The 25,297-nt window shown below is 60.9% G+C and carries 20 protein-coding genes and 2 pseudogenes; 10 read left to right on the forward strand and 12 right to left on the reverse strand.

Annotation, left to right across the window (positions count from 1 at the left end):
- Positions 1–31: 31 nt before the first annotated feature.
- Positions 32–1,801 (reverse strand): caspase family protein, encoded by a 1,770-nt coding sequence (locus tag AC0L4F_RS04470; RefSeq protein ID WP_244685774.1) that lies wholly within the window; start codon positions 1,799–1,801, stop codon positions 32–34.
- A 269-nt stretch (positions 1,802–2,070) separates the two neighbouring features.
- On the opposite strand from AC0L4F_RS04470, the gene AC0L4F_RS04475 reads away from it, so the two are divergent.
- Entirely contained in the window at positions 2,071–2,715 is a 645-nt protein-coding gene (locus AC0L4F_RS04475) for a hypothetical protein (RefSeq protein WP_244685776.1), read from the forward strand.
- Positions 2,716–2,816: 101 nt separating this feature from the next.
- On the opposite strand, the gene AC0L4F_RS04480 is transcribed toward AC0L4F_RS04475, so the two are convergent.
- Positions 2,817–3,158 carry an antifreeze protein gene (locus AC0L4F_RS04480; protein ID WP_244685778.1) on the reverse strand — a complete coding sequence of 114 codons (342 nt, stop codon included), beginning with the start codon at positions 3,156–3,158 and terminating at the stop codon, positions 2,817–2,819.
- 251 nt (positions 3,159–3,409) lie between these two features.
- Positions 3,410–3,982 carry a TlpA family protein disulfide reductase gene (locus tag AC0L4F_RS04485; RefSeq protein ID WP_244685780.1) on the reverse strand — a complete coding sequence of 191 codons (573 nt, stop codon included), beginning with the start codon at positions 3,980–3,982 and terminating at the stop codon, positions 3,410–3,412.
- Here AC0L4F_RS04485 and argH point away from each other — a divergent pair.
- The 5 genes from argH (at position 3,981) to AC0L4F_RS04510 (ending at position 9,903) form a co-directional block, all read left to right on the forward strand.
- The gene (argH, locus tag AC0L4F_RS04490) at positions 3,981–5,372 is read left to right on the forward strand and encodes an argininosuccinate lyase (protein ID WP_244685782.1); all 1,392 of its coding nucleotides are present in this window, start codon (positions 3,981–3,983) and stop codon (positions 5,370–5,372) included. The two genes, AC0L4F_RS04485 and argH, sit on opposite strands and share 2 nt — an antisense overlap.
- Positions 5,369–5,521 (forward strand): argininosuccinate lyase, encoded by a 153-nt coding sequence (locus AC0L4F_RS04495; protein ID WP_244685784.1) that lies wholly within the window; start codon positions 5,369–5,371, stop codon positions 5,519–5,521. The genes argH and AC0L4F_RS04495 overlap by 4 nt, the downstream gene beginning before the upstream one ends.
- Before the next feature lie 12 nt (positions 5,522–5,533).
- Positions 5,534–5,851: a DUF2834 domain-containing protein gene (locus AC0L4F_RS04500; protein ID WP_244686346.1), complete on the forward strand. Its 318-nt coding sequence runs from the start codon at positions 5,534–5,536 to the stop codon at positions 5,849–5,851.
- A gap of 79 nt (positions 5,852–5,930) precedes the next feature.
- Positions 5,931–7,196, forward strand: a complete 1,266-nt coding sequence (gene lysA, locus AC0L4F_RS04505) for a diaminopimelate decarboxylase (protein ID WP_244685786.1) — start codon at positions 5,931–5,933, stop codon at positions 7,194–7,196.
- 40 nt (positions 7,197–7,236) lie between these two features.
- A complete protein-coding gene (locus tag AC0L4F_RS04510; protein ID WP_348524066.1) occupies positions 7,237–9,903 on the forward strand; it encodes a TIGR02302 family protein in 2,667 nt (888 codons plus the stop codon).
- Between the two features lie 198 nt (positions 9,904–10,101).
- Here the strand turns inward: AC0L4F_RS04510 and AC0L4F_RS04515 are convergent, their stop codons facing one another.
- A complete protein-coding gene (locus tag AC0L4F_RS04515; protein ID WP_244685791.1) occupies positions 10,102–11,103 on the reverse strand; it encodes a zinc-ribbon domain-containing protein in 1,002 nt (333 codons plus the stop codon).
- Between the two features lie 164 nt (positions 11,104–11,267).
- Here AC0L4F_RS04515 and AC0L4F_RS04520 point away from each other — a divergent pair, with 164 nt between their 5' ends.
- From AC0L4F_RS04520 to AC0L4F_RS04530, 3 genes and pseudogenes are all read left to right on the forward strand, one after another.
- Complete coding sequence (locus AC0L4F_RS04520) at positions 11,268–11,945, forward strand: cell division ATP-binding protein FtsE (RefSeq protein WP_244686348.1); 678 nt, start codon at positions 11,268–11,270, stop codon at positions 11,943–11,945.
- Positions 11,942–12,847, forward strand: a pseudogene (locus AC0L4F_RS04525) (cell division protein FtsX). The gene AC0L4F_RS04520 and the pseudogene AC0L4F_RS04525 overlap by 4 nt, the downstream one beginning before the upstream one ends.
- Positions 12,847–13,623 carry a lysophospholipid acyltransferase family protein gene (locus AC0L4F_RS04530; RefSeq protein ID WP_244685796.1) on the forward strand — a complete coding sequence of 259 codons (777 nt, stop codon included), beginning with the start codon at positions 12,847–12,849 and terminating at the stop codon, positions 13,621–13,623. Before AC0L4F_RS04525 ends, AC0L4F_RS04530 begins: the two are co-directional and overlap by 1 nt.
- Before the next feature lie 124 nt (positions 13,624–13,747).
- Here the strand turns inward: AC0L4F_RS04530 and lpdA are convergent, their stop codons facing one another.
- The 7 genes and pseudogenes from lpdA to mdh all read right to left on the reverse strand — a co-directional run bounded on the left by lpdA (position 13,748) and on the right by mdh (position 23,787).
- Positions 13,748–15,142, reverse strand: coding sequence for a dihydrolipoyl dehydrogenase (gene lpdA / locus AC0L4F_RS04535; RefSeq protein ID WP_244685798.1), 1,395 nt, complete (start codon positions 15,140–15,142; stop codon positions 13,748–13,750).
- A 102-nt stretch (positions 15,143–15,244) separates the two neighbouring features.
- Positions 15,245–15,655, reverse strand: a complete 411-nt coding sequence (locus tag AC0L4F_RS04540) for an MAPEG family protein (protein WP_244685800.1) — start codon at positions 15,653–15,655, stop codon at positions 15,245–15,247.
- 64 nt (positions 15,656–15,719) lie between these two features.
- The gene (odhB, locus tag AC0L4F_RS04545) at positions 15,720–17,228 is read right to left on the reverse strand and encodes a 2-oxoglutarate dehydrogenase complex dihydrolipoyllysine-residue succinyltransferase (RefSeq protein WP_244685803.1); all 1,509 of its coding nucleotides are present in this window, start codon (positions 17,226–17,228) and stop codon (positions 15,720–15,722) included.
- Between the two features lie 3 nt (positions 17,229–17,231).
- A pseudogene (locus AC0L4F_RS04550) lies at positions 17,232–20,200 on the reverse strand (2-oxoglutarate dehydrogenase E1 component).
- 99 nt (positions 20,201–20,299) lie between these two features.
- Positions 20,300–21,187, reverse strand: a complete 888-nt coding sequence (sucD, locus tag AC0L4F_RS04555) for a succinate--CoA ligase subunit alpha (protein ID WP_244685805.1) — start codon at positions 21,185–21,187, stop codon at positions 20,300–20,302.
- A gap of 94 nt (positions 21,188–21,281) precedes the next feature.
- Complete coding sequence (gene sucC, locus AC0L4F_RS04560) at positions 21,282–22,475, reverse strand: ADP-forming succinate--CoA ligase subunit beta (protein WP_244685807.1); 1,194 nt, start codon at positions 22,473–22,475, stop codon at positions 21,282–21,284.
- A 349-nt stretch (positions 22,476–22,824) separates the two neighbouring features.
- A complete protein-coding gene (mdh, locus tag AC0L4F_RS04565; protein ID WP_244685809.1) occupies positions 22,825–23,787 on the reverse strand; it encodes a malate dehydrogenase in 963 nt (320 codons plus the stop codon).
- A gap of 160 nt (positions 23,788–23,947) precedes the next feature.
- Here mdh and AC0L4F_RS04570 point away from each other — a divergent pair, with 160 nt between their 5' ends.
- On the forward strand, positions 23,948–24,703 hold the full coding sequence (locus AC0L4F_RS04570) for a sulfite exporter TauE/SafE family protein (RefSeq protein WP_244685811.1): 756 nt from the start codon (positions 23,948–23,950) through the stop codon (positions 24,701–24,703).
- Positions 24,704–24,781: 78 nt separating this feature from the next.
- Here AC0L4F_RS04570 and AC0L4F_RS04575 read toward each other — a convergent pair whose 3' ends face one another.
- Positions 24,782–25,075 (reverse strand): hypothetical protein, encoded by a 294-nt coding sequence (locus tag AC0L4F_RS04575; protein WP_473446070.1) that lies wholly within the window; start codon positions 25,073–25,075, stop codon positions 24,782–24,784.
- Between the last annotated feature and the right edge of the window lie 222 nt (positions 25,076–25,297).

The raw sequence follows: 25,297 nt of genomic DNA on the forward strand, positions 1-25,297 counted from the left end.
GCTTCGCGGGGGTCCGTAAGACCGTTTAAATCTATCGACCGTTGGTAATTGGTTTTCGCTTGTTCAAAGTCGGCTTCATCGGAGGTTTTGCGAAAATTGATCGCCGCCGCATGGCCGAGGTATTTGAGAAACCGCGCCTTTTGGGATCGCTCCACAGCACCGACGGCGTTTCGATTTCCTGACGCGCCGCCGTCTGCATGTGTGACAGGGCCCCGTCGAGGCCAATTTTGTCGTGCGCATCAAATAGCTCTGAGAGTTGGCGACGGCGATAATCAAACGCCGCATCGCTGTCCCAGTCTTTGACCAATCGGAACGCGGTTTCGTAATCCTGCGCCGCTGCGGCATAGCTGCTGAGCAGCCGTTTTGTCCGGGCGCTTTTGGCAAAGACATCTGCATCTTCCAGAATGCGGTCTTTCAACGCGGCGATTTGCGTGTCGCGGGTCTGGCGCAGGTCCGACACCCGCGCCTTTGCCTGATCGCGGAACCGGTTGGCAGCGTTCAACGCGCCTTCCAGTTCTGCGGCATCCGCAAGTTTGGTCAGCCGCTGGATTTCCGGGTCCGGGTTGTCAAGCGATGCGGCGCGGTCCTGTTGATTGGCAAAGTCATCCAGCCGTGCCCGCAATTTCGCCTCGACCACCGAAGGCGGGGCCGTGGCGGGAATGCCGGCGGCGCGCATCACCGCATAAACCACATCCATTGGCGCGCCCTGATCCACGGCCAGCCGTTCCACCGTGGCCCTTTGGCCATCGGACAGCCCGGCGATATGAACCAACAGCCCGCGGCGTTCTTCGGTCACGGCGGCGGTATCGGCATCCCGCATTTCGCTGGTCCCGCCAAAAAATAACTGTCGCCGCAGGCTTTGGTTGATCCATGGGCGTTGGTGCCCCTTGGTTTTCAAATAGACTTCTTCGCTGACGATGCTCATCACGGTCGAGAAATTAGCGCCATTTGCTGCCCCCAAGTGACGCAAGAGCGCCTCGGCATAGGGGCTGTTGGCCCCCGGCACACCATCCAGCGCTGCCTGTCCCGGTTCCGCGGCAAAGCCGACCATGGCCACCAGATTTTCCACCCCGGCTGGCCCGCTGGCGTTCAATGCCCGCGCGCCACGGGCATCCGGGCCGGGGCGTGCAGGCGGCGACAAACCCACAGCGGACACCGCGACCGGCTGGGGCTGCCCCGGAAGGGGCAATCGCAAATCTTCTGGAAAAGGATTGGTGCGACAGGCATCCAGCAGGATCACCGCAACCGGCACATTTTCCCGCAACTGGCTGATAAAGGCATTCATCGCCACCAATCCGCCAATGTCGCTGGCGATCGCTTCGGTTGCGGCATCGACGGGCACCAGAAAATTCTCGCCGCCGGCCTCTATGCCATGACCCGCATAATAGAGCAGGGCGACATCGGCCTCTTGCGCGTCGTCGATGAAGTTTTGCAAATCCCGGCGTAGCCGACGGGCGTCGCGATCAATCGACAGATAGGTTTCAAACCCCAGTTGATCGAGCAGATCCTCGACCGCCTCGGCATCGTTTTCCGGGTTGGCTAGCGGGTCAAGGTGCTCATAGTCGCCATTGCCAATCACCAGCGCGATCCCGCGCAGCGGCTCGCGTGCAGACGCGGGCAAGCTCAGGCACAGATGCAGGAAGGCCGCCAATATCAGCGCCACCGCCAACCGCCAGCGGAATAGCCCCGGCAGGGCGATGGGTGCCACGTTGCATATGCGGTCAACGGGGCGCAGCGGGGCTGCCTGGCCGATAGCACGTGTGGCGCTGTCGGGGGCAGCGATATGTAGGGGTAATGGCATCACGCACCAAACCTATCCCATGTAATGAGACAGCTTAGTGACGCAGGGGCATCTGGGCAAGTGTGCCCCGGTGAAGGGGCCGTGCAAGCTTTTGTGAGCCGCGCGAGAGGCGTCTGCCCATGGTGCATTGTCTGCGGGCGGGACACAGCGGCGTCGGGCCGGGCAAATCCGAGCAGGCCACAAAAAACGGCAGCCTCTGTGAAGCTGCCGTTCCATGTGACCGAAGCCAAAATCCGAAAGGTTATTTACCTGTCGGCGGAGTGGTTTTCTTGGCTGTTGTCGATGTGGCGGCGGGTCGACGTGTCCGCGTTCTGCGGCTGGGGGTCGCCGGTTTTGCACCCGCTGCGGGGGGCGTTGCCGTTTTGGACGTCGAGGTCGTGGCTGCCGACGCTGTTGCGGCCGGTTTGGCTGCGGGCTTGGGCGCTGCTTTGGGGGCCGTGTCCGTGGCAGCCTTTGTTGTGGTGTTTGTGGTGGTGTTTGCTGTGGTTTTCGCAACTGGCGCGGCGGTTGGCGCTGTGGCCGGTTTTGGCGCGGCGACAGCGGCAGGGGACGCCGCAGGCGTGGGCGCAGCTTTTTCGACAGGCTTTGCAACCGGTGCAGGTGTCGCCGCCGGAGTGGCTGTCTTGGCGACGGGCGCCGTTGCGGGTTTTTCCGGGGCTTTCGCTGCCGGGGCGGCGGCGGTTTTCGCCACAGGCGCCGGTTTCTTGGCTGCGGGTTTGGCGACAGGTTTGGCCGCGGGGGTCGCTGTTTTCGCGGCCGGTTTCGCCGCCGGCGCCTTGGTTGGGGCTTTGGTCGCGGTTTTGACCGGGGCGCTGGCAGGCGCTTTGGCGGTGACGTTCGCCGGTGCTGTCACGGCAAATCGGGTCGGCGAAAACATTGCCGCCTGTTCGATCGCCGAGGTCATCAGAACCTGAGCGAGGCGCATGTTGTTGTTCAGCGACTGATTGGCCAGCTTCATGCAGGCGGCAGAGATTTCGAATTGTTTGACAAGCAGATTCATCGTTATTTTCCTGTTCTAACGAGAAAGAGTAAACATCGCGCCGGGGCCCGAGGGGCCGCTGTTTTGCAGGCGCGTGTGATTTGATCCGACAACATCGGCCAGGGGGGCGATCCAGGCCTGGGTCACCTGATCGGCGCGTTGACCATCCTGAAGCGCGCGGATGGCCGCGATATTCGCTTTGAAAAATGCCATCGGCTTTTCCGTGATCATGCGCTGATCTTCGTCATCCGCCACCGACCAACCCCCGAACATTCCGAGGCTGCGGTAGGTGATGACGTTTTGCGCCTGTGCGGACAAAGATCCGACGTCGAGACAAGTTTTCCAAGTCTCCAGCGCGTGTTGCAGAGAGACACGCATGGCGATTTTCCTTTTGCTGCCCATGACACCGATACCAAGTGCCCTGGGCGATTCCCCGGTTTTGCCTAAATCCGCCAAACGGTTGGCGTGACTGGATCAGGCCGGGTCCACCGGTCTGGCATCATTTATAGCAGATTTTTCTGCAGATGCAGTGCAGCAATGCTGCGCTGCGGCAAAAATGGGTGAATTGTTGCCGATTGGCACGGTCAGAGGAAATCGCAATGCTGAAAAAAGTGGCCCTTGCGGGTGGTTCACCCGGCAATGATCGCGGTCAAAATGGCCTTGGCGCTCTCGCTGTCCCATTCGGCATCGCCGGTCAGACGGGCGATTTCCTGGCCTTCGCGGTTCAGGATCACCGTGGTGGGCAGGCCAAGAACCGCCATGTTTCTGGCAATGGCCTGTTTCGGGTCGCGGTGCAGCGGCAGATTGTCGATGCCGATCTTGTCAAAGAAGCGCGTCATCGCCGGTGCAGGATTATGCCCGGTCGCCAATGTGACCACTTCGAAATCATCGCCGCCCATTTCGCTCTGCAAGGCGGACAGCATCGGCATTTCCTTGCGGCAGGGCCCGCACCAGGTCGCCCAGAAATTCAGCAGGACGATCTTGCCGTGATAATCGGTCAGGCTGAGCGGCGCGCCGTCGAAATCGGTGAAATCGGTGACCGCAACATCCACCGGAGTGGGGTGCAGAACCAGTTTTTTCATGTCGCCGGTGCGCAGATTTTCCAGCGCGGCGACGTCAGCAGCATTTGCGCTTGCCCCCAAGCCCATATACAGAGCACCCCCAACAATCAGTGCATTTAATCCGCGGCGGGTGAACTTCATGTCAGACAAATCCTCAAACCAGATGTGGGGCGGCCGCTTTGCCGCTGGACCCGATGCGATCATGGAGGCGATCAATGCCTCGATCGGATATGACCAGCGGATGGCAGCCCAAGATATCGAAGGGTCGCGCGCCCATGCAGCGATGCTGGCCGCACAGGGTATCATTGACGGTAAAGATGCAGAGACAATTCGGGAAGGCCTTCTCACGATCTTGTCAGAGATCGAGGCCGGAGAATTCGCGTTTTCGACCGCGCTGGAAGACATTCACATGAATGTCGAGGCGCGGCTGAAAGAGGTGATCGGCGAACCTGCCGGACGGCTGCACACCGGGCGGTCGCGCAACGACCAGGTTGCCACCGATTTCAAACTTTGGGTGCGCGATCAGCTTGATGCCGTGGACCAGGCGCTCGGCGCGCTCTTGCAAGCGCTTCTCGCGCAGGCCGAGGCCGGGGCAGATTGGGTGATGCCGGGCTTTACCCACTTGCAGGTGGCGCAGCCGGTGACATGGGGGCATCACATGATGGCCTATGTCGAAATGTTTGCCCGCGACCGTTCGCGCATGCGCGACGCGCGGAACCGGATGAATGAAAGCCCGCTTGGCGCCGCGGCGTTGGCTGGCACCTCTTTTCCGATTGACCGCGATGCGACGGCAAAGGCGCTGGGCTTTGACCGGCCTGCGGCCAATTCGCTGGATGCGGTCAGCGACCGGGATTTTGCGCTGGAATTTTTGGGTGCGGCCTCGATTTGCGCCATGCATCTTAGCCGGATGGCCGAAGAGCTGGTGATCTGGTCCTCTGCTCAATTCCGCTTTGTGGCGCTGTCGGATCGGTTTTCCACCGGTTCGTCGATCATGCCGCAGAAAAAGAACCCCGATGCGGCGGAACTGATCCGCGCCAAGATCGGGCGGATTTTCGGGGCAAATGTGGCGCTGATGACCGTGATGAAGGGCCTGCCGCTGGCCTATTCCAAGGACATGCAGGAAGACAAGGAACAGGTCTTCGACGCCGCCGACAACCTGATGCTGGCCTTGGCCGCGATGGAGGGCATGGTCAAGGATATGACCGCCAATCGCGAAAGTCTCGAGGCTGCTGCGGCCACCGGGTTTTCCACCGCCACGGACCTGGCTGATTGGCTGGTGCGGGTGCTGGGCATGCCGTTCCGGGATGCGCATCATGTGACGGGCGCCTTGGTTGGCATGGCCGAGTCCAAGGGCTGTGACCTGCCGGATCTGTCACTGGAGGATATGCAGTCGGTGCATAAGGCCATCACCGACGATGTGTTTGCCGTTCTGGGCGTGCATAATTCTGTAGCCTCGCGGACCTCTTATGGCGGAACTGCCCCTGTGCGGGTGCGCGAACAGGTGGCCCGCTGGAAGGAAGCTTTGGCATGATGCGGGTTCTGGTTTTGATTGGCGCGCTGGCCGCGCTGGGCGCTTGTGGTGTGGATGGCGCGCCGGAACGTCCAAAGGATGACGGCCCTGTGTCCATATCGGTGACAGGCACGGCCTCGGTCGGTGTGACCGGCGGTTCTGCGGGCTAGCAGATGCGCGGGATCTCTCCTTTGCGCTGGATCTATCTGGCGCTGGCGGTCTGGGGCGCGGTGCATCCGATGCTGTACCTTGGTCAGTGGGGTGTTGCGCATGGGTTTGATCTGGGCGGGCTGACGGCGGCCTGGACCGTCAATGCCGCCACAACCGGTCTGGCCTGGGATCTGCTGATTGCGGCGGTTGCCCTGACGGTCTGGTGTCTGGCCGAAGTCGCGGTGCGGCGCAATTGGATCGCGCTTCTGGCGATTCCTGCCACCTTTTTGATTGGGGTTTCTTGCGGATTGCCGCTCTATCTGTTTCTGAGAACGGCGCCCGTGAAATAGGGTTCGGATTCGGGGCTCTGCCCCGGACCCCGGGATATTTTTGAACAGAAGAAGCCCAAGTGGCGTTCGGAGGCTGAGATTGGATCATTTTCTCTATCGTGACGGCGCATTGTTTGCCGAAGATGTGCCAGTGGCGGATATCGCGGCCGAGGTTGGCACGCCGTTCTATCTCTATTCAACGGCGACGTTGCTGCGCCATTTCCGGCTGTTTGATGAGGCTTTGGACGGTCTGCCACATCTGGTGTGTTACGCGATGAAGGCGGCGTCCAATCAGGCGATCCTCAAGACCCTGGCCGCAGCCGGGGCGGGCATGGATGTGGTGTCGGGCGGTGAATATGCCCGGGCGCGGGCGGCGGGTGTGCCGGGCGAGCGCATCGTGTTTTCCGGTGTTGGCAAGACCCATGAGGAGATTCGGACCGCGCTGACCGGTGGGATTCGCCAGTTCAACGTCGAGAGCGAGCCTGAAATGGCGGTGATTTCCGAGGTTGCCACATCTTTGGGCGTTGAGGCGCCGATCACCGTGCGGGTCAACCCGGATGTTGACGCCAAGACCCATGCCAAGATTGCGACCGGCAAGTCAGAGAACAAGTTCGGCATTCCGATCAGCCGCGCCCGCGAGGTCTATGCCCATGCTGCATCCCTGCCGGGGATCAAGGTGATTGGCATCGACGTGCATATTGGCAGCCAGCTGACCGATCTGGCGCCGTTCCGGCTGGCCTATCAAAAGGTGGCTGAGTTGACCGAGACGCTGCGCGCCGATGGCCATGACATCCAGCGGCTGGATCTCGGCGGGGGGCTTGGCATTCCTTACACCCGGTCGAACGAGGCCCCGCCGCTGCCGGTGGAATATGGCGCGATGATCAAGGATACATTGGGGCATCTGGGCTGTGAGGTCGAGATCGAGCCGGGGCGGTTGATTGCCGGCAACGCCGGTATTCTGGTGTCCAAGGTGATCTATGTGAAACAGGGTGAAGATCGCCAGTTTCTGATCCTGGACGGGGCGATGAACGATCTGATTCGCCCGGCGATGTATGAAGCCTGGCACGATATCGTGCCGGTGATCGAGCCGGAGCCGGGTGTCGAGCAAACAGCGTTCGACATTGTCGGTCCGGTCTGTGAATCCGGTGATACATTTGCCAAGGGCCGGATGATGCCGCCGCTTGTGGCCGGTGATCTGGTGGCATTTCGCTCCGCCGGGGCCTATGGCGCGGTGATGGCTAGTGAATACAACACACGCCCCCTGATCCCCGAGGTTCTGGTCCGGGATGATAAATTTGCTGTCATCCGGGCGCGTCCGACCTTTGACGAAATGATAAATCGGGATAGCATTCCCGAGTGGCTCTAGCGTTATGGTGCGCCGGGGCTGGTAAAATCGGAGTGATGCCATCCCTCAGTCGCGCTATCTTCAGTCCCTACGTCATATTCGCGGTGCTCTGACGCTCACCCATCTCGGCCTTTTGGCGGAGCGGGTGACGCGGGCGTTCTGGCCCTTCTGGTCTGTGGCTTTGGTGGCATTGGCGCTGTTGATGCTGGGGATACAGGACCTGGTGTCGACTGCCATGGTCTGGGTTCTGATCGTAGGGTTTGCCCTGGCCGGGGTGGTCTGTCTTGGGTTTGGACTGCGGCGCTTTCGCTGGCCCAGCCGGGAAGAGGCGGTCCTCCGGTTGGATGACAAGCTGCCGGGGCGCCCCCTGCAAAGTCTGCGTGATGCTCAGGTCATTGGCGGCGGGGATGCCGCATCGGTTGCTGTCTGGCAGGCGCATCAGGCGCGGATGGCGCAGCTTGCGGCCCAGGCGCGGGCAGTGCCGCCGGACCTGCGGGTGTCGCAACGTGATCCCTTTGCCCTGCGGTATGTGGCGGTGCTGGGGTTGGCGGTGGCGCTGTTGTTCGGATCGTTTTGGAAAGTGTCGTCTGTGGCGGCAATTGCGCCGGGCGCTGCGGCGCTGGCAGGCGGGCCGACATGGGAAGGGTGGATTGAACCACCGGCCTATACCGGATTGCCCTCGCTGTATTTGGCGGATCAGCAGGCGCAGAAGCTGGATGTCGCCGAGGGCAGCCGCATTACACTGCGGCTTTATGGTGAAACAGGGGCTTTGACCGTGACAGAGACCTTGTCGGGGCGTGCCATTGCCTCGTCTCAGGACGGTGCAGATGCGACATCACCTGACGCCGCCGATGCATCGCAAAGTTTTCAGGTGCTCCAAGGCGGGACATTGACCATTGAGGGCCCCGGCGGGCGCAGCTGGGACGTGACCCTGATCGAAGATGTCGCGCCCAGCGTTCAGGTGACCGAAGAGATGACCAGCGCCGCGCGCGGCGAGATGTCTTTGCCCTTTGCGGCCAGCGACGATTTTGGCGTGCGCTCGGGCGAGGCAGTGATTTCCCTGAATTTGCCGGCGGTGGATCGCCGCTATGGTCTGGCCCGCGACCCGGAACCGCGGGATTCCGTGGTTGTGCCACTGCCGCTGCCGATCGCCGGATCACGGGCAGAGTTCCGCGAAACCCTAATCGAAGACTTCTCGCAACATGCCTGGGCCAATCTGCCGGTGACCATCGAATTGCGGGTCATGGATGACCTCGATCAGGTCAGCGCGCCCGAAGTGCTGACGCTGCCATTGCCCGGCCGTCGCTTCTTTGACCCGTTTGCAGCGGCCATCATTGATCAGCGCCGCGCCCTGTTGTGGTCACGTGAAAATGCCGGGGATGTCGCGACGATCCTGCGGGCGGTGACACATCGGCCTGACGAACTTTTCCGCTCTGCGGTGCCATATCTGCGGATGCGCACGATCCAGCGGCAGCTTGAGACCTATGCCGAGGCGGGCCTGACAGAGGCCCAGCGCGACGAATTGGCGGCGGCGATGTGGGATCTTGCGGTTTTGTTGGAAGATGGCGACCTGTCGGATGCGCTGGAACGATTGCGGCGGGCACAGGAACGCCTGTCAGAGGCGATGAAAAACGGCGCTTCGGATCAGGAAATTGCAGAATTGATGCAGGAGCTGCGCGACGCCACCCAGGATTATCTGCGGCAGTTGGCCCAGGAACAGCGCCAAAACGGCGAAGACGGGCAAGATACCGCGCAAAACCCCGACGACATGATGCAGATGACGCAGGACGACCTGCAAGCGATGATGGACCGGATCCAGGAGCTTATGGAGCAGGGCCGCATGGCCGAGGCCGAACAGGCGATGCGCGAGTTGCAGGAATTGCTGGAAAACATGCAAGTCACCCAGGGCCAGCCGGGACAGGGCCAGCAATCGCCGGGGCAACAGGCGATGGATGATCTGGCCGAAACCCTGCGCGAACAACAGGGGTTGTCGGATCAGGCCTTCCGTGACCTGCAAGAACAGTTCAACCCCGGTGCCAATCAGGGCCAGAGCCAAGGCAATGAAGGCCGCGACGGCGGAATGGGCCAGGGCCAGCAGCATCAACAACAGGGCCAAGGTCAGGGGCAGGGCCAGAACCCCGGCCAGAATCCCGGTCAGAGCCAAGGCCAGCAAGACGGCGGTCAATCCGGTGAACAGCAGGGGCAGTCCGGTCAACAATCTGGTCAAAATCCCGGTCAAGGTGGGCTTGCCGACCGGCAAGAGGCCCTGCGCCGTGAGTTGGAGCGCCAGCGCGGCAGCCTGCCGGGGCAAGGCAGTGAAGCGGGCCAACGGGCGGATCAGGCGCTGCGCGACGCGGAACGGGCCATGGACGGTGCCGAACAGGCGCTGCGCGGCAATGATCTGGCAGAGGCGCTCGACAAACAGGCCGAAGCGATGGAGGCCCTGCGCGAAGGCATGCGCAATCTGGGGGAGGCCATGGCCGAGGAACAGCGCCAACAGGGCGGGCAGGGTGATACCGCCGGTGCGCGCGAGGGGGAGCAGCGGGATCCATTGGGCCGCAATCCTGGCAATTCCGGTACGATCAACAGCAACGAAGATCTGTTGCAGGGCGAAGATGTCTATCGCCGGGCCCGTGAGCTGTTAGACGAAATTCGGCGCCGTTCCGGTGATGGCGACCGCCCGGAAATCGAACGCAACTATCTGGAACGGTTGCTCGACCGGTTCTGACAATCGCAAATGATCGGCGCAAATGCCCCCCGGCACGTCAGGGGGCAGGGCATTGGAGCTTGGTGCGGGGTCAGAGCATTTGGCCGATGCCGCACAGCGTATCGCGCCCGAAGCCTGTCGATCTGGCATCCCCTGCCGTTGCCTGAAACCAGCGACATTGGCGCGCAGGATGATCGGGGCGTGCAGGACGGTCGGGGATTATTCCGTCGGGGTGGCGCTTTCTGCGCTTATCCCGTCAAGCCATTGCAACCCGGCCAGAACCTTTTGATCCAGCCAGCCGCGTAGCCCATCAACCCAGTCAACATAAGACGTCAGCGTCGCTGCCATACCGGGCACTTTGGTGGCAATGACATCGGCATAGACATAGGCAAGAACGGCCAACGTCATGCTGAGAAGCACCAACATCAATCCGCGCCTGAAACTGCTGCGGGCGTGGCGGGTTGGCTCTGCGGCGATTTCTTCGCTGATTTCACTGTGTCGCGGTTGATCGGTCGACCGCAGGGTGGAATTGATTTCTTCGATATCTGGAAGCAATTCCCGACGCGAGCTGGTGGCAGCCGCGGCAGCCATCGCCGGGGCCGCCAGATTCGGGCCGCGTAGGTGTGCGGCGGGGCCGGGCACGTCTTTGGCGCTGATATCGCCGCGGCGCACGGATCCGCCCATATCGTCAAGGCCGAGGTCCGGCTGGCTCTCTACGGCACCCATTTCCGCGGCGCGCACACGGGTTTCACGTGCGGCCTCTTCGCGCAGAACGCTTGCAATGTCAGGGTCCAATTGGCGCGGTTCAAGATTGGGCTGAAGCGCGGGGTTGGGCGGCGGTGAGGCGGGGCCGTCTTCGTCGTCCAGTTCATCGTCCAGAGCGGGATCGGCCATTTCGGGGGCGGAGGGCGCAGGGGCGGCGCGCATGTCGTCATCTGCCAAATCGGTGGCAGGGTCCTGCTGCGGTTCCGGTGCTTCATCATGGTTAATGTCGGGCTGACGCTCCGGCATGTCTTCCGGGCCATCGACGGGCGCGCCAACGGGGTCATCATCCGGCCCGCGATCTTGCGCAGGCGCGATTTCCTCTGGGTCCTCGACACCGGCGGGCGGTTGAAACCAGGTATTGCCACAGCTCGAACATTGCACATCCCGGCCTTCCGGCGGGATGACATCGTCGGGGACTTCGTAATGGGCATCGCAATTCGGGCAAATCAGCCGCATTTTACTCACCAATTTCTCACCTCACCTCAGCTTTGCACCATAAGTGAACGGATCGGCAAGGAAAAGCGCAACCGAGCCGGACGCGCGGATTGCAACCAGACCATTGCTGATGCAATACAGGTCATCCAAAGTGCAACAGCATGTTTTCGGGGGCAGTGCGCAGCGTGATCGAGCTTGATGAAGTGGCCTATAGCTACGGTGGCGGCGAATTGCTGACTGATATTTCGCTGCGTTTGGCGCCGGGGTCTTTTCACTTTCTGACCGGACCGTCGGGCGCGGGCAAAACCACCTTTTTGAAATTGTGTTATGGCGCGCTTGTGCCGACCGGCGGTCAGGCCCGGTTGTTCAACCGTGATGTGCGCAGTCTGAGCCGGGACGAGGTGGCCTATGCCCGGCGGCGGATTGGCGTTGTGCATCAGGATTGCCAGTTTCTGGATCATCTGTCGCTGGCAGAGAACATTTCCCTGCCGCTGGCCGTCACCGGACAGGACAAATTGGCGGCGCAATCCAACCTGAAGGAATTGATGACCTGGGTCGGGTTGTCCGCACGGGCCGGGGCGTTGCCGCCGGAATTGTCGGGCGGGGAACGCCAACGTGCCGCGCTGGCGCGGGCGCTGATCCTGTCGCCGGATGTCATCCTGGCGGATGAACCCACCGGCAATGTCGACTGGGAAATGTCGCAGCGTCTGCTGCAATTGCTGGTCGAATTGAACAAGATGGGCAAGACGATCATGATCGCTACCCATGACCTCAGCCTGATTCGAGCCGCGAAAAGCCATGTGCAGGCGCGTGTGTTGCGCATTTCGGGACGCAAGCTTCAGCTGGCGGGGGCAGATCTGTGAAGGTGGACCTGTCGATTATCACGTCGCTTCTGTCGGTCGACGCCGGGGCGGACCGGGTGGTGCCGCCGACCGGGTTCACCGCGCGGCTGACCCTGTTCACGGCGGGGGCGATGGCCTTTCTTGCGGTTTTTGCGCTGGCCTTGTCGCTGGCTTCGGGGCGTCGCCGGCAATTGGCGGGACGCGCTTGCCGGATCAGCCACCTTGCGGATCTCTGCCCCGCGGCCCAGATGGCGGCCCAGACCGAGCGGGCATTGAAAATCCTGTCGGAAACCCCCGGTGTGTCCGAGGCGCGTGCACTTGACCCGGATGAACAACGCGCGCTGCTGGAACCTTGGTTCGGCCCTGACCTACCGGTCGAGAGCCTGCCAGTGCCGCAGTTGATCGAAGTGCGCGAGACCGGTGCCGGCTATGATCGCGACGGTCTGCGACTGCGGCTTCAGGCGGAACTGCCGGGCGCGGTGCTGGATGACCACACCCGTTGGCGCAAACCGCTGGTTCAGGCGGCGGGGCGGCTGAAATTTCTGGGATGGATGGCGATCCTGCTGATCTTTGGCGCGATGGGTGCGATGATCACGCTGGCGGCCAATGCGGCCCTGGCGGCCAATTCGCAGGCGGTGATCCAGGTCTTGCGTTTGGTGGGGGCGACGGATGCCTATATCGCACGGGCCTTTGTGCGCCGGTTCACCCTGCGCGCGGCTTCGGGCGCGACGATTGGCATGCTGGTTGGCCTGGTCGCGGTGCTGTTGCTGCCCTCGGCCAATGCCGAGGCGAATATCCTGACCGGGTTGCGGTTTCAGGGCCTGCATTGGCTGTGGCCGCTGCTGGTGCCTGTTTTGGCCGCCATCGTTGCTTTTGCCGCCACGCGCTGGGCGGCGTTGCGGGTGCTGGAGGGGCTGAGATAATGCAATTCGTGATGTCGCTGGTCTTTGTGGTGCAAATGTACCTGATGATGGCCCTGATGGGGATCGTGTTCCTGCCTTATGCGCTGCTAAGCCGGAACGGCGCGGTGCTGGCCTGTAAAACCTATTGCCGATGGGTGATGTGGACCGCGCGGATCATGCTTGGCTTGCGCTGCGAGGTGCGTGGAACAGTGCCCTCTGGCGAGGTCCTGGTCGCGGCCAAACATCAATCCTTTCTCGATATCATCATGATCTATCACGCGCTGCCGCGTGCCAAGTTCATCATGAAACAAGAACTGCTCTATACCCCGGTGATCGGCCAATACGCCAAACGCATCGGCTGTGTGCCGGTGGCACGTGGCAAACGCGGTGCGGCGATCCAGAAGATGGTTTCTGATGTGGCGGCGGGGCTGGCCAATCCCGGCCAATTGGTCATTTACCCCCAGGGCACGCGGGTCGGCCCCGGCGCTTATCTGCCGTACAAGGTGGGCAGCCATGTGCTTTATGCCGAATTGGGCCAGGCTGCGGTGCCTGTAGCGACCAATGTCGGTGTGTTCTGGCCCCGCACGGGCATCCTGCGCAAACCGGGGTTGGCGGTGGTGGAATTTCTTGATCCAATTGCACCGGGCATTGATCGGGTGGATTTCATGATCGAGCTGGAAGACCGGGTCGAAGCGGCGTCGCAGGCGCTGATGCTGGAAGCGGGGTTCAGCGATTTCCCGACCGAGAAACGCCGCGACAGAAAACGCGCCAAGACGGGTGACGTACCTCCGTCCTGAGTTTCGGGGCCGAGAAGTTCCGGCGGGCGCATTTCCATGGATGGAAATTGCAAAAGCTATTCATAGCTTTTGGGCGGCCGATGGCATCATTGCGATGCCACCGGCCAGATTGTCGATAAGTCGATTACATGTGGATCGCGCCGTCGCCACAGGCCAGCGCGGCCTCGCGCACCGCTTCGGAGAAGGTCGGATGCGCGTGGCAGGTCAGCGCCACGTCTTCGGCAGAGGCACCAAATTCCATCGCCACACAGATCTCGTGGATCAGATCACCCGCTGCCGGGCCGATGATGTGGCAGCCCAGAATGCGGTCGGTGTCCTTGTCGGCCAGCAGTTTGACAAAACCGTCACCGGCAAAGATCGCCTTGGCGCGCCCGTTGCCCATGAAGGAAAACTTGCCAACCTTGTAGGCGCGGCCTTCTTCCTTGAGCTGGTCCTCGGTCTTGCCGACCGTGGCGACCTCGGGGTGGGTGTAGATCACGCCGGGGATCACGCCATAGTTCACATGGCCATGTTTACCGGCCAGAACCTCGGCACAGGCCATGCCTTCGTCTTCGGCCTTGTGCGCCAGCATCGGGCCTTCGATGGCGTCGCCAATGGCATAGATGCCTTTGACGTTGGTCTGCCACTGGCCGTCGACCTTGACCTGTCCGCCCTTGGTGGTCTCAATACCCAGGGCCTCAAGCCCCAGACCATCGGTGAAGGGGCGGCGGCCGGTGGCGCAGAGCACCACATCGGCATCAATGGTCTCTTCGCTGTCGTCCTTGCGGAGCTTGTAAGTGACCTTGGCCTTGGTTTTGGTTGCCTCGACCTTTTGCACAGCTGCGCCGAGGGTGAATTTCAGCCCCTGCTTTTCAAGCATTTTCTTGAACTGCTTCTGCACGTCGCTGTCCATGCCAGGCGTGATGTGATCGAGGAATTCGATCACCTGCACCTCAGAGCCGAGGCGGGCATAGACAGAGCCCATTTCCAGCCCGATCACGCCTGCGCCGATCACGACCAGTTTCTTTGGCACCTTGCCCAGTTCCAGCGCGCCGGTGGAAGTGACAACAACCTTTTCATCCACGGTCACATCTGCGCCCGGCACCGGCGACGGCTCAGAGCCGGAGGCGATGATGATGTTCTTGGCGTCGTGGATCTCGTCGCCGACCTTGACCTTGCCGGCCTCGGGGATCGAACCCCAACCTTTGAGCCAGTCGACCTTGTTCTTCTTGAACAGGAATTCGACGCCTTTGGTGTTCTGGCCGATCACATCGTCCTTGTAGGACAGCATCTGGGGCCAGTCGACGGAGGGCGATTTGCCTTTGAGGCCCATCTTGGCAAAGTTGTGCTCTGCTTCATGCAGCTGGTGGCTGGCATGCAGCAGCGCCTTGGACGGGATGCAGCCGATGTTGAGGCAGGTGCCGCCGAGCGTTTCGCGGCCTTCGACACAGGCGGTTTTCAGCCCCAGTTGTGCGCAGCGGATGGCCGCGACGTATCCGCCGGGGCCTGCACCGATGATGATGACGTCATAGCTTGCCATTGGGATGGTCCTTTCTTGAGAACGGGGAGGGGGGCCAGCCCCCCGTCGCCTTTGGCGACGTCCCCCGGGATATTTTTGGCCAGATGAAAGAGTGGGCTGCGGTCATAGGAGGGCCGCGCCGAGCAGGATGAGAATGGAGAGCAGGCCGAGCGCCCAGAAGATGCTGCGCCAGGGCACCCAGCCGAAGGCGTAGGCCGGGATGTAGAGGAGGCGGGCCAGCAGGTAGAGGCCGCAGGCGGCGGCGGTCACGGCGCTGCCCTTGTCGGCGAAGGTGACGATGAGGGTGGCGATGGCAAAAAGCAGCAGGCTTTCGAAGTGGTTGTTCATCGCGCGCCAGAGGCGGGCGGTGCGCAGGCTCATCTGATCTTCCAATGACCCGCCCAGCCGGTCCCGGTCGCGGGGCGACAGGGTTTTGCCGGTGCCAAGCTCGAGGTTGGCCGGGACCGCCATAAGGACGATCTGGCCGATCTGGAGCAATGCGGCGAGGGTGAGGGCGGTGAGTTCGGGGGTCATTGTGTCCGCCTTTGGGGTAGGGTGCGCAGCGACTGCGCACCCCAATGGGTGGCGTAATCTGCCGTTACAGATCCATCAGCAACCGGCGTGGGTCTTCCAGCGCTTCCTTGACGCGGACAAGGAAGGTCACCGCGCCTTTGCCGTCGACGATGCGGTGATCGTAGGACAGGGCGAGGTACATCATCGGGCGGATTTCGACCTTGCCGTTGATCGCCATTGGGCGGTCCTGGATCTTGTGCATGCCGAGGATGCCGGATTGCGGCGGGTTGAGGATCGGCGAGGACATCAGCGAGCCATAGACGCCGCCGTTCGAAATCGTGAAGGTGCCGCCCTGCATTTCCGCCATCGACAGCTTGCCATCGCGGGCGCGTTTGCCTTTTTCGGCGATCGCCTTTTCGATGTCGGCAAAGGACATTTGGTCGGCGTCGCGGATGACCGGAACGACGAGGCCCTGCGGCGTGCCAGCCGCGATGCCCATGTGGACAAAGTTTTTGTACACGATGTCGGTGCCGTCGATTTCGGCGTTGACCTCAGGCACTTCGTTCAATGCATGGCAGCAGGCCTTGGTGAAGAAGGACATAAAGCCGAGCTTCACGCCGTGTTTCTTCAGGAACAGATCCTTGTACTCATTCCGCAGCGCCATGACCTCGGTCATGTCGACCTCGTTATAGGTGGTCAGGATCGCGGCGGCGTTTTGCGCGTCTTTCAGACGGCGGGCGATGGTCTGGCGCAGGCGGGTCATCTTGACCCGTTCTTCGCGGGCCGAATCCTCCGCTGCGACCGGCGCGCGTGGTGCGGCGGCAGGGGCCGCAGCGGCTGCGGGCGCAGAGGTGGCGGCGGCCACGGCACGGGCCACATCTTCCTTCATCACGCGGCCATCCCGGCCCGATCCCTGGACCTGATCACGCGACACGCCAGCCTCGGCCATGGCTTTTTTCGCGGCGGGGGCGTCTTCGACGTCTTTGCCGGTTGCGGCCGGGGCGGCGGCGGGGTGCATGTCTGCTTCGCTGGGTGTGACAATGCCACCTTCGGAGGAGATCACCGCGAGTTTGGCGGTGGCATCGACGGTGGTGCCTTCGGGCGCCGTGATTTCGGCGAGGACGCCGCCGGCGGGGGCCGGAACCTCGACGCTGACCTTGTCGGTTTCCAGCTCACAGAGCATTTCGTCCTGGGCCACGGTATCGCCAACCTTTTTGAACCAGGTCGACACAGTGGCCTCGGTGACGCTTTCGCCCAGGGTCGGGACCATGACATCAACGGATTTGCCGCCGGCATCGGCCGGGGTTTCCGCTGTGGCCTCTGGTGCTTTTGCAGGCGCGGGTGCGGCGGCCTCGCCACTTTCCGAGATATTGGCGAGCAGGGCGTCAACGCCCACGGTCTCGCCCTCGTTCGCGACAATATCCGCCAAGGTGCCAGCCGCAGGCGACGGCACTTCGACCGTTACCTTGTCTGTTTCCAATTCGCACAGCATTTCGTCAACCGCGACGGTGTCGCCGGGTTTCTTGAACCATGTGGCGACAGTGGCCTCGGTCACGGATTCGCCGAGTGTGGGGACGCGTACTTCGGTTGCCATAACTTACTTTCCTTCGATCGTCAGCGCCTGATCAATCAGGGCGGCTTGTTGGGCTTTGTGTTGCGAGGCGAGGCCGGTGGCCGGGGAGGCGCTGGCGGCGCGCCCGACATAAATCGGGCGATTGTGGGTGGCTTTGATCCGGTTGAGAACCCATTCAAGGTTTGGTTCCATAAAGGTCCAGGCGCCTTGGTTTTTGGGTTCTTCCTGACACCAGATCATTTCGGCGTCTTTGAAGCGTTCCAGTTCCTTGACGGCAGAGATCGCCGGGAAGGGATAGAATTGTTCGAACCGCAAGAGATAGATATCGTCGATGCCACGGGCATCGCGTTCCTCAAGCAGGTCATAGTAGACCTTGCCAGAGCACATCACCACGCGCTTGATCTTGTCATCCGATTGCAGGGTGGTGTCGGAATTGCCCTTTTCGGCATCATCCCACAGCACCCGGTGGAAGCTTGACCCGGTGGTGAAATCTTCGGTTTCCGAGATCGCCAGCTTGTGACGCAAAAGCGATTTCGGCGTCATCAGGATCAGAGGTTTGCGGAAGGTGCGGTGAATCTGGCGACGCAGGATGTGGAAGTAGTTGGCCGGGGTGGTGCAATTCGCCACGATCCAGTTGTCCTGACCACACATTTGCAGGAAGCGTTCCAACCGTGCGGAGGAGTGTTCTGGTCCCTGACCTTCAAAACCATGCGGCAGCAGGCAGACAAGCCCGGACATGCGCAGCCATTTGCTTTCGCCGGAAGAGATGAACTGGTCGAACATGATCTGGGCACCGTTGGCGAAATCGCCGAACTGGGCCTCCCACATCACCAGCGCGTTGGGTTCGGCCAATGTGTAGCCATATTCGAACCCGCTGACCGCATATTCCGACAGGGCGCTGTCGATGACATCGAAACGGGCCTGACCTTCGCGGATGTTGTTGAGCGGATAGTAACGCTCTTCTGTGTTTTGATTGATGATCGCCGAGTGACGTTGTGAAAACGTGCCGCGCGCGGAATCCTGGCCCGACAGACGTACCGGGATACCTTCGGTGACAAGTGAGCCAAAGGCCAGCGCCTCGGCTGTGGCCCAGTCAAAGCCTTTGCCGGTTTCCGCCATCTTCTTCTTGGCTTCCAGAATACGGCCCACCGTTTTGTGCAGCGGGAAACCATCCGGCACCCGTGTCAATGCGGTGGTGACCTCGTCAAAGGTCTCGGGCTTGATCGCGGTTTCGCCGCGCTGGTAGTCGTCGTCGCTTTGGCGATCCAGATGGGACCAACGCCCATCCAGCCAGTCGGCCTTGTTGGGTTTGTAATCCTTGCCGACTTCGAATTCCTCGTTCAGGTGGGCCTGAAACGCGGCTTTCATATCCTCGATTTCGCCTTCGGGGATCAGGCCATCCTTGACCAGACGTTCGGTATAAAGCGACAGCGTGGTTTTGTGGCCTTTGATCTTTTTGTACATCACGGGGTTGGTGAACATCGGTTCATCGCCCTCGTTGTGACCGAACCGGCGGTAGCAGAAAATGTCGATCACCACGTCTTTGGCGAACTTCTGACGGAACTCGGTTGCGACCTTGGCGGCGTGGACCACGGCCTCGGGATCGTCGCCGTTGACGTGGAAAATCGGCGCTTCCACCACCAATGCGTTGTCGGTCGGATAGGGCGACGAGCGCGAGAAATGCGGCGCCGTGGTAAAGCCGATCTGGTTGTTGACCACCACATGGATCGTGCCGCCGGTCTTGTGACCGCGCAGGCCTGACAGGGCAAAACATTCCGCGACCACACCCTGACCGGCAAAGGCGGCATCGCCATGCAGAAGCACAGGGATGACGGTCTTGTGCTCGAAATCTTTTTTCTGGTCCTGTTTGGCGCGGGCCTTGCCCAGAACCACCGGGTTCACCGCCTCGAGGTGGCTGGGGTTGGCAGTCAGCGACAGGTGCACGGTATTGCCGTCGAATTCCCGGTCGCTGGAGGCCCCGAGGTGGTATTTCACATCGCCAGAGCCATCGACGCTTTCAGGTTTGAAGCTGCCGCCCTGGAATTCGTTGAAAATCGCCCGATAGGGTTTGTTCATCACATTGGCCAGCACCGACAGACGTCCACGGTGCGGCATGCCGATCACGATTTCCTGGACCCCAAGCGCGCCGCCGCGTTTGATGATCTGTTCCATCGCGGGAATAAGGCTCTCGCCGCCGTCAAGGCCGAAGCGCTTGGTGCCCATGTATTTGACATGCAGGAATTTTTCGAAACCCTCGGCTTCGACCATCTTGTTCAGAATGGCTTTGCGGCCTTCACGGCTGAACTTCACTTCCTTGCCGTAGCCTTCGATCCGTTCTTTCAGCCATGCTGATTGTTCGGGATCGGAAATATGCATGTATTGCAGCGCGAAAGTGCCGCAATAGGTGCGTTTGACGATTTCCACGATCTGACGCATCGAAGCGATTTGCAGCCCCAGAACGTTGTCGATGAAAATCGGCCGGTCCATGTCCGCGCCGGTAAAACCATAGGTTTTGGGGTCAAGCTCGGGGTGGGAAGTCTCTTCGCGCAGGCCCAGAGGATCAAGATCGGCGGCCAGATGGCCCCGGATCCGATAGGCCCGGATCAGCATCAGCGCCCGGATCGAATCCAACACCGCGCGCTGGATCTGGTTATCGGTCAGCTCGATGCCTTTTTCGCTGGCCTTGGCGGCAATCTTCTTGCCCGCCGATTTTGTTTCTTCCGGCGGCGGGGCGGCCATTCGCCGGTCAGCGCGCTTGTCAGGTCATCGCCGGGCACCGGCGGCCAATCGGCACGTGCCCAGCTGGGGCCCTGTGCCTCTTTCTTGACGTCGAGGTCCGCATCGCCCAACTGATGGAAAAACTCCTGCCAGGCCTGATCAACCGACGTGGGATCATTGGCATAGCGGGCGTATATCTGTTCCAGATATTCCGCATTGTGCCCCTGCATGAAGCTGGAGGCGTGGAAAAGGTCGTTGGGGCTTTGGTCGGTCATCTTGGCACCTTTGGCGGACGTGAACCGGTTGTCATTCAATGGGTAGGGCGGGGATAACCCCGCCTTACCTTAGGTTATTTTGGCCGTTTGAACAGGGGCCTAGCCCTTGTCGATAGCTTCCTTGACCGCTTCACCCAGCGTTGCCGGGCTGTCGGCGACGACGATGCCTGCGGCGCGCATGGCTTCGATCTTGTCTTCTGCGCCGCCTTTGCCACCGGCCACAATCGCGCCGGCATGGCCCATGCGACGGCCCGGAGGGGCGGTGCGCCCGGCAATAAAGCCCGCGGTCGGTTTCCAGCGGCCCTTTTTCTTTTCATCGGCCAGGAACTGTGCCGCTTCTTCTTCGGCAGAGCCACCGATTTCACCGATCATGATGATCGACTGGGTTTCGTCATCGGCCAGGAACATTTCCAGCACGTCGATATGCTCGGTGCCTTTGATCGGGTCGCCACCGATGCCAACCGCCGAAGACTGGCCAAGACCCAGGTCCGAGGTTTGCTTCACGGCTTCGTATGTCAAGGTGCCGGAGCGGCTGACAACGCCACAGGTGCCACGTTTGTGGATATGGCCGGGCATGATGCCGATTTTGCAGGCATCCGGCGTGATGACACCGGGGCAGTTCGGGCCGATCAGGCGGCTTTTGCTGCCTTCCAGGGCGCGCTGCACCTTCATCATGTCCAGCACCGGGATGCCTTCGGTGATGCAGACGATCAGCGGCATTTCCGCATCAATCGCTTCGAGGATCGAATCCGCAGCAAAGGGCGGCGGGACATAGATCACCGATGCATTGGCTTCGGTCACATGCATCGCTTCATGCACCGAGTTGAAGACCGGCAGGTCAAGATGGGTTTGCCCACCTTTGCCGGGGGTCACGCCGCCGACCATCTTGGTGCCATAGGCGATGGCCTGTTCGGTGTGGAATGTGCCCTGCGAGCCGGTAAGGCCCTGACAGATCACTTTGGTGTTTTCGTCTACGAGGACTGCCATTTTCGGAGTCTCCTGAATTTATCACGTTGGGTGCGCATTCATTGCGCACCAGAATTCCGGGGATAGGCGCGCAATGAGTGCGCACCCTTCGGCGTCAGCCTTTGACCGCTTTCACGATCTTCTCGGCACCGTCTTTCAGGTCGTCAGCGGCAATCACATCCACATCGGAATTGTTGATGATCGCCTTGCCCTGTTCAACGTTGGTACCTTCCAGACGTACAACCAGCGGCACTTTCAGACCGACCTCTTTCACCGCGGCGATCACGCCCTCGGCGATGACGTCACAGCGCATGATGCCGCCGAAGATGTTCACCAGAATGCCTTTGACCTGCGGATCGCTCGTGATGATCTTGAACGCTTCGGTCACTTTCTCTTTGGTTGCGCCGCCGCCCACGTCAAGGAAGTTGGCAGGCTCTGCACCGTAGAGTTTGATGATGTCCATGGTTGCCATGGCCAGGCCCGCGCCGTTCACCATACAGCCGATTTCACCGTCCAGAGCGATGTAGTTCAGGTCGTACTTGGACGCCTCAAGCTCTTTGGAATCTTCTTCGGTGGTGTCGCGCAGTTCGGCGATGTCGGGGTGGCGATAGATCGCGTTGCCGTCAAAGCTGATCTTGGCATCGAGCACTTTCAGATCACCGCCATCGGTCACGATCAGCGGGTTGATTTCCAGCATCTCCATGTCTTTTTCGATGAAGGCCTGGTACAGCTGGCCCATCAGCACAACGCATTGCTTGACCTGCTTGCCGGTCAGACCCAGCGAAAAAGCGATGCGGCGGCCGTGGAACGCCTGGTAACCGGTGGCCGGATCAACCGAGAAGCTGAGGATTTTTTCCGGGGTCGACGCGGCGACCTCTTCGATGTCCATGCCGCCCTCGGTCGAGCAGACAAACGACACGCGGCTGGTCTGGCGATCCACCAGCAGGGCGAGGTACAATTCGGTTTCAATGCCCGAACCGTCTTCGATGTAGATGCGGTTGACCTGTTTGCCCGCCGGGCCGGTCTGATGCGTGACCAATGTGCGGCCCAGCATCTTTTTCGCTTCTTCCGAAGCTTCCTGCGCCGATTTGGTCAGGCGCACACCGCCCTTTTCGCCGGCGCTCTCTTCTTTGAAAGAGCCTTTGCCGCGTCCACCTGCGTGGATCTGGGCCTTGACCACCCACAATGGGCCGTCCATTTCGCTAGCCTTGGTCTTGGCTTCTTCCGCTTTCAGTACGACCCGCCCGTCAGAAACCGGTGCGCCGTAAGAGCGAAGCAGTGCCTTCGCCTGATACTCATGAATGTTCATGGATCATCTGTCCCGTCTTGCTGCAATTGCACCACCTTTGGCATAATGGGGTGACGTAGCTAAACGGTAATTTGCCACAGAACGGTGTTAGCGCCGAAATTCCGACATTTGTGATCACACGATTTTCTGCTGTGATCACAAAATTTGTGGCAGGTGGTCAGATGCTATCGGCAAAGCGAATCACTTGACATGAAATCGCGGGAAAAAGCGGGGTTTTGCGATCCCGGCAAAGGCCGCCAAACCCGGTTTCTGTTGCGGGATCTGTTGTGGCGAATGGAAAGCCCCCTGACCCCAAAAGAAAAGGCGCCCGAAATCGGACGCCCCTTCCAATACTTGTCGGTGCAGTCGCTTATGCCAGCGAGCTGTCGATACCCTTGCAGGCTTCGACCAGACCTTTGACGGCCTTGATCGAGGTATCAAACATCTCTTGCTCTTCTTTGTTGAGCTTGATGTTGACGATCTTTTCGATGCCACCCGCGCCAATCACGGTGGGCACGCCGACATACATGCCGTTCAGGCCGAATTCGCCGTCGCAATATGCCGCGCAGGGCAGAACGCGTTTCTGATCTTTCAGATAGGCTTCGGCCATTTCGATCGCGCTGGTCGCCGGGGCATAGAACGCCGAGCCGGTTTTCAACAGGCCAACGATTTCCGCACCGCCATCACGGGTCCGCTGAACGATGGCGTCCAGTTTTTCCTGTGTGGTCCAGCCCATCGCAACCAGATCGGGCAGCGGGATACCCGCAACGGTGGAATACCGCACCGACGGCACCATGGTGTCGCCGTGGCCGCCCAGAACAAAGGCGGTGACGTCTTTCATCGACACGTCGAATTCCGACGCCAGGAAGTGACGGAACCGCGCGCTGTCCAGCACGCCGGCCATGCCGCAAACCTTGGCATGGGGCAGGCCGGAAAATTCACGCAGCGCCCAGACCATCGCATCCAGCGGGTTGGTGATGCAGATCACGAATGCGTCGGGGCAGTTGTCGCGGATGCCTTCGCCGACGGATTTCATGACCTTCAGGTTGATACCCAGCAGGTCATCACGCGACATGCCCGGCTTGCGCGGCACGCCGGCGGTCACGATGCAAACATCTGCGCCAGCGATGTCGGCGTAATCCTGGGTGCCTTTCAGTGTGGCGTCAAAGCCTTCTGAAGGCCCGGATTCCGCAATGTCGAGCGCTTTGCCTTCGGGTGTGCCTTCTGCAATGTCAAACAGGACGACATCGCCCAATTCCTTGAGCGCGACGAGATGAGCAAGGGTGCCACCGATTTGTCCCGCGCCGATAAGGGCAATCTTGGGTCTGGCCATGGAATTTTCTCCGGTCAGGGTTGGAATTGGCAATTTGGGTAGTGCGCTTTTGGTCCCGACGCAAGTGCGCCGCGCTGCGGCGTGTCACGGTGGCGGGGCTGGCAGGCGTGCCAAGTTAACGCTAAAGACCCAAGAACTAGGGCAGTTAGGCGGCATTTGGATGTTGGAATTTACACCGGGATTTTTCGCGATTGCATTGCCCGCTGTCGCTTTTGCAGGCATGTCAAAGTCCGGATTCGGCTCTGGTGCCGCTTTTGCAAGCTCTTCGATTCTGGCAATTGTGCTGCCGCCGGGGCTGGCATTGGGCATCATGCTGCCGCTTTTGATGCTGGTCGATGTCGCCAGTCTGCGGCCCTATTGGAAACGCTGGTCCTGGCCAGAAGCGCGCCGGTTGATGCTTGGGGCGCTGCCCGGGGTGGCGTTGGGCACCGCGCTTTATCAGGTCACCAATGACGACATGATCCGGTTCCTGATCGGCCTGATTTCAATTGTTTTTGTAATTTGGCAGGTCAGCGTGAAACTGGGCTGGATCAGGCTGGGCCGGAACGGGATGCCGGCGCGCGGGGGATATTGGGCCGGTTTGGTCGCGGGGTTCACCAGCTTTGTCAGCCACGCGGGCGGCCCGCCTGCGGCGGTGTATCTGCTGGGTCGAAATCTCGACAAGACCCCGTATCAGGCGACGACGGTGCTTGTGTTCTGGGCCATCAATCTGCTGAAATTCGTGCCGTACAGCTTTCTTGGAATCTTTACGCTGCAGACCTTTACCGCCGATCTCTATCTCGTGCTGGCGGCGTTGTTTGGCGCGTGGCTCGGCGTCAAGGCGCATCACATGATCCCGCAGCAGGTGTTTTTCACCCTGACCTACATCTTGCTGTCGTGCACCGGGGTCAAACTGATCTGGGATGCGCTGTACTGATGGGGCCGGATTGAAATCGGCCTGAACGAAAACGAAGACAATGGGTCACGGTTGGATCACGTGACCGCCATTCACGGGTCAGGCATCCGTGCCCGCCACCGGAAGTGTTTCCGCCAGGGTTTCAAAGGCTTGCCCCGAAGCCAGCAAACAGGTGACGCCGTTGGCCATGGTGACGATGATCGTCCAGCTGCCGGTTTCCTGAGAGGCAAACACCTCGACCACGGCGTTTTGACTGCCCAGGCCGATGGATTGCCGGGTCTCGCCGTATTTTTCCGCCAGCCGTGCGATGACTTTTGGCCGAGGTGCACAATTTTGGCCGGCGGGGCGTTGGCCTTGGACTTCCAGCTGGTTTTGGCTCTGTGGGTTTTGCACCTGAGTTTGCGCCTGAGTTTGCGCCTGTACCTGTGTGGCCGCCAACACCAGCGTGCCTGGCCCCAAGTGCCAGAACCACGTCCCGAAAATTCCTCATAACTAACCCTCCATTGGATGTGGCCGCATCGGCCAGTGCCTGGAAATTGGGCGAACCCTGTTGGTCAGCCCTGAGGATACCGTGCCGCAAAAGGATTAATTCCTGGGTAAACCGGGCGCGCGATG

It is taken from the genome of Marinovum sp. J2-8 (assembly GCF_055808435.1).

Bases quoted from the DNA above. Each gene is read 5' to 3' on its own strand.
- AC0L4F_RS04470 (WP_244685774.1), bottom strand. From the start codon at position 1,801: ATGCCATTACCCCTACATATCGCTGCCCCCGACAGCGCCACACGTGCT.
- AC0L4F_RS04480 (WP_244685778.1), bottom strand. From the start codon at position 3,158: ATGCGTGTCTCTCTGCAACACGCGCTGGAGACTTGGAAAACTTGTCTC.
- argH (WP_244685782.1), top strand. From the start codon at position 3,981: ATGTCAGACAAATCCTCAAACCAGATGTGGGGCGGCCGCTTTGCCGCT.
- AC0L4F_RS04485 (WP_244685780.1), bottom strand. From the start codon at position 3,982: ATGAAGTTCACCCGCCGCGGATTAAATGCACTGATTGTTGGGGGTGCT.
- AC0L4F_RS04495 (WP_244685784.1), top strand. From the start codon at position 5,369: ATGATGCGGGTTCTGGTTTTGATTGGCGCGCTGGCCGCGCTGGGCGCT.
- AC0L4F_RS04515 (WP_244685791.1), bottom strand. From the start codon at position 11,103: ATGCGGCTGATTTGCCCGAATTGCGATGCCCATTACGAAGTCCCCGAC.
- AC0L4F_RS04530 (WP_244685796.1), top strand. From the start codon at position 12,847: ATGCAATTCGTGATGTCGCTGGTCTTTGTGGTGCAAATGTACCTGATG.
- lpdA (WP_244685798.1), bottom strand. From the start codon at position 15,142: ATGGCAAGCTATGACGTCATCATCATCGGTGCAGGCCCCGGCGGATAC.
- AC0L4F_RS04540 (WP_244685800.1), bottom strand. From the start codon at position 15,655: ATGACCCCCGAACTCACCGCCCTCACCCTCGCCGCATTGCTCCAGATC.
- odhB (WP_244685803.1), bottom strand. From the start codon at position 17,228: ATGGCAACCGAAGTACGCGTCCCCACACTCGGCGAATCCGTGACCGAG.
- sucD (WP_244685805.1), bottom strand. From the start codon at position 21,187: ATGGCAGTCCTCGTAGACGAAAACACCAAAGTGATCTGTCAGGGCCTT.
- sucC (WP_244685807.1), bottom strand. From the start codon at position 22,475: ATGAACATTCATGAGTATCAGGCGAAGGCACTGCTTCGCTCTTACGGC.
- mdh (WP_244685809.1), bottom strand. From the start codon at position 23,787: ATGGCCAGACCCAAGATTGCCCTTATCGGCGCGGGACAAATCGGTGGC.
- AC0L4F_RS04570 (WP_244685811.1), top strand. From the start codon at position 23,948: ATGTTGGAATTTACACCGGGATTTTTCGCGATTGCATTGCCCGCTGTC.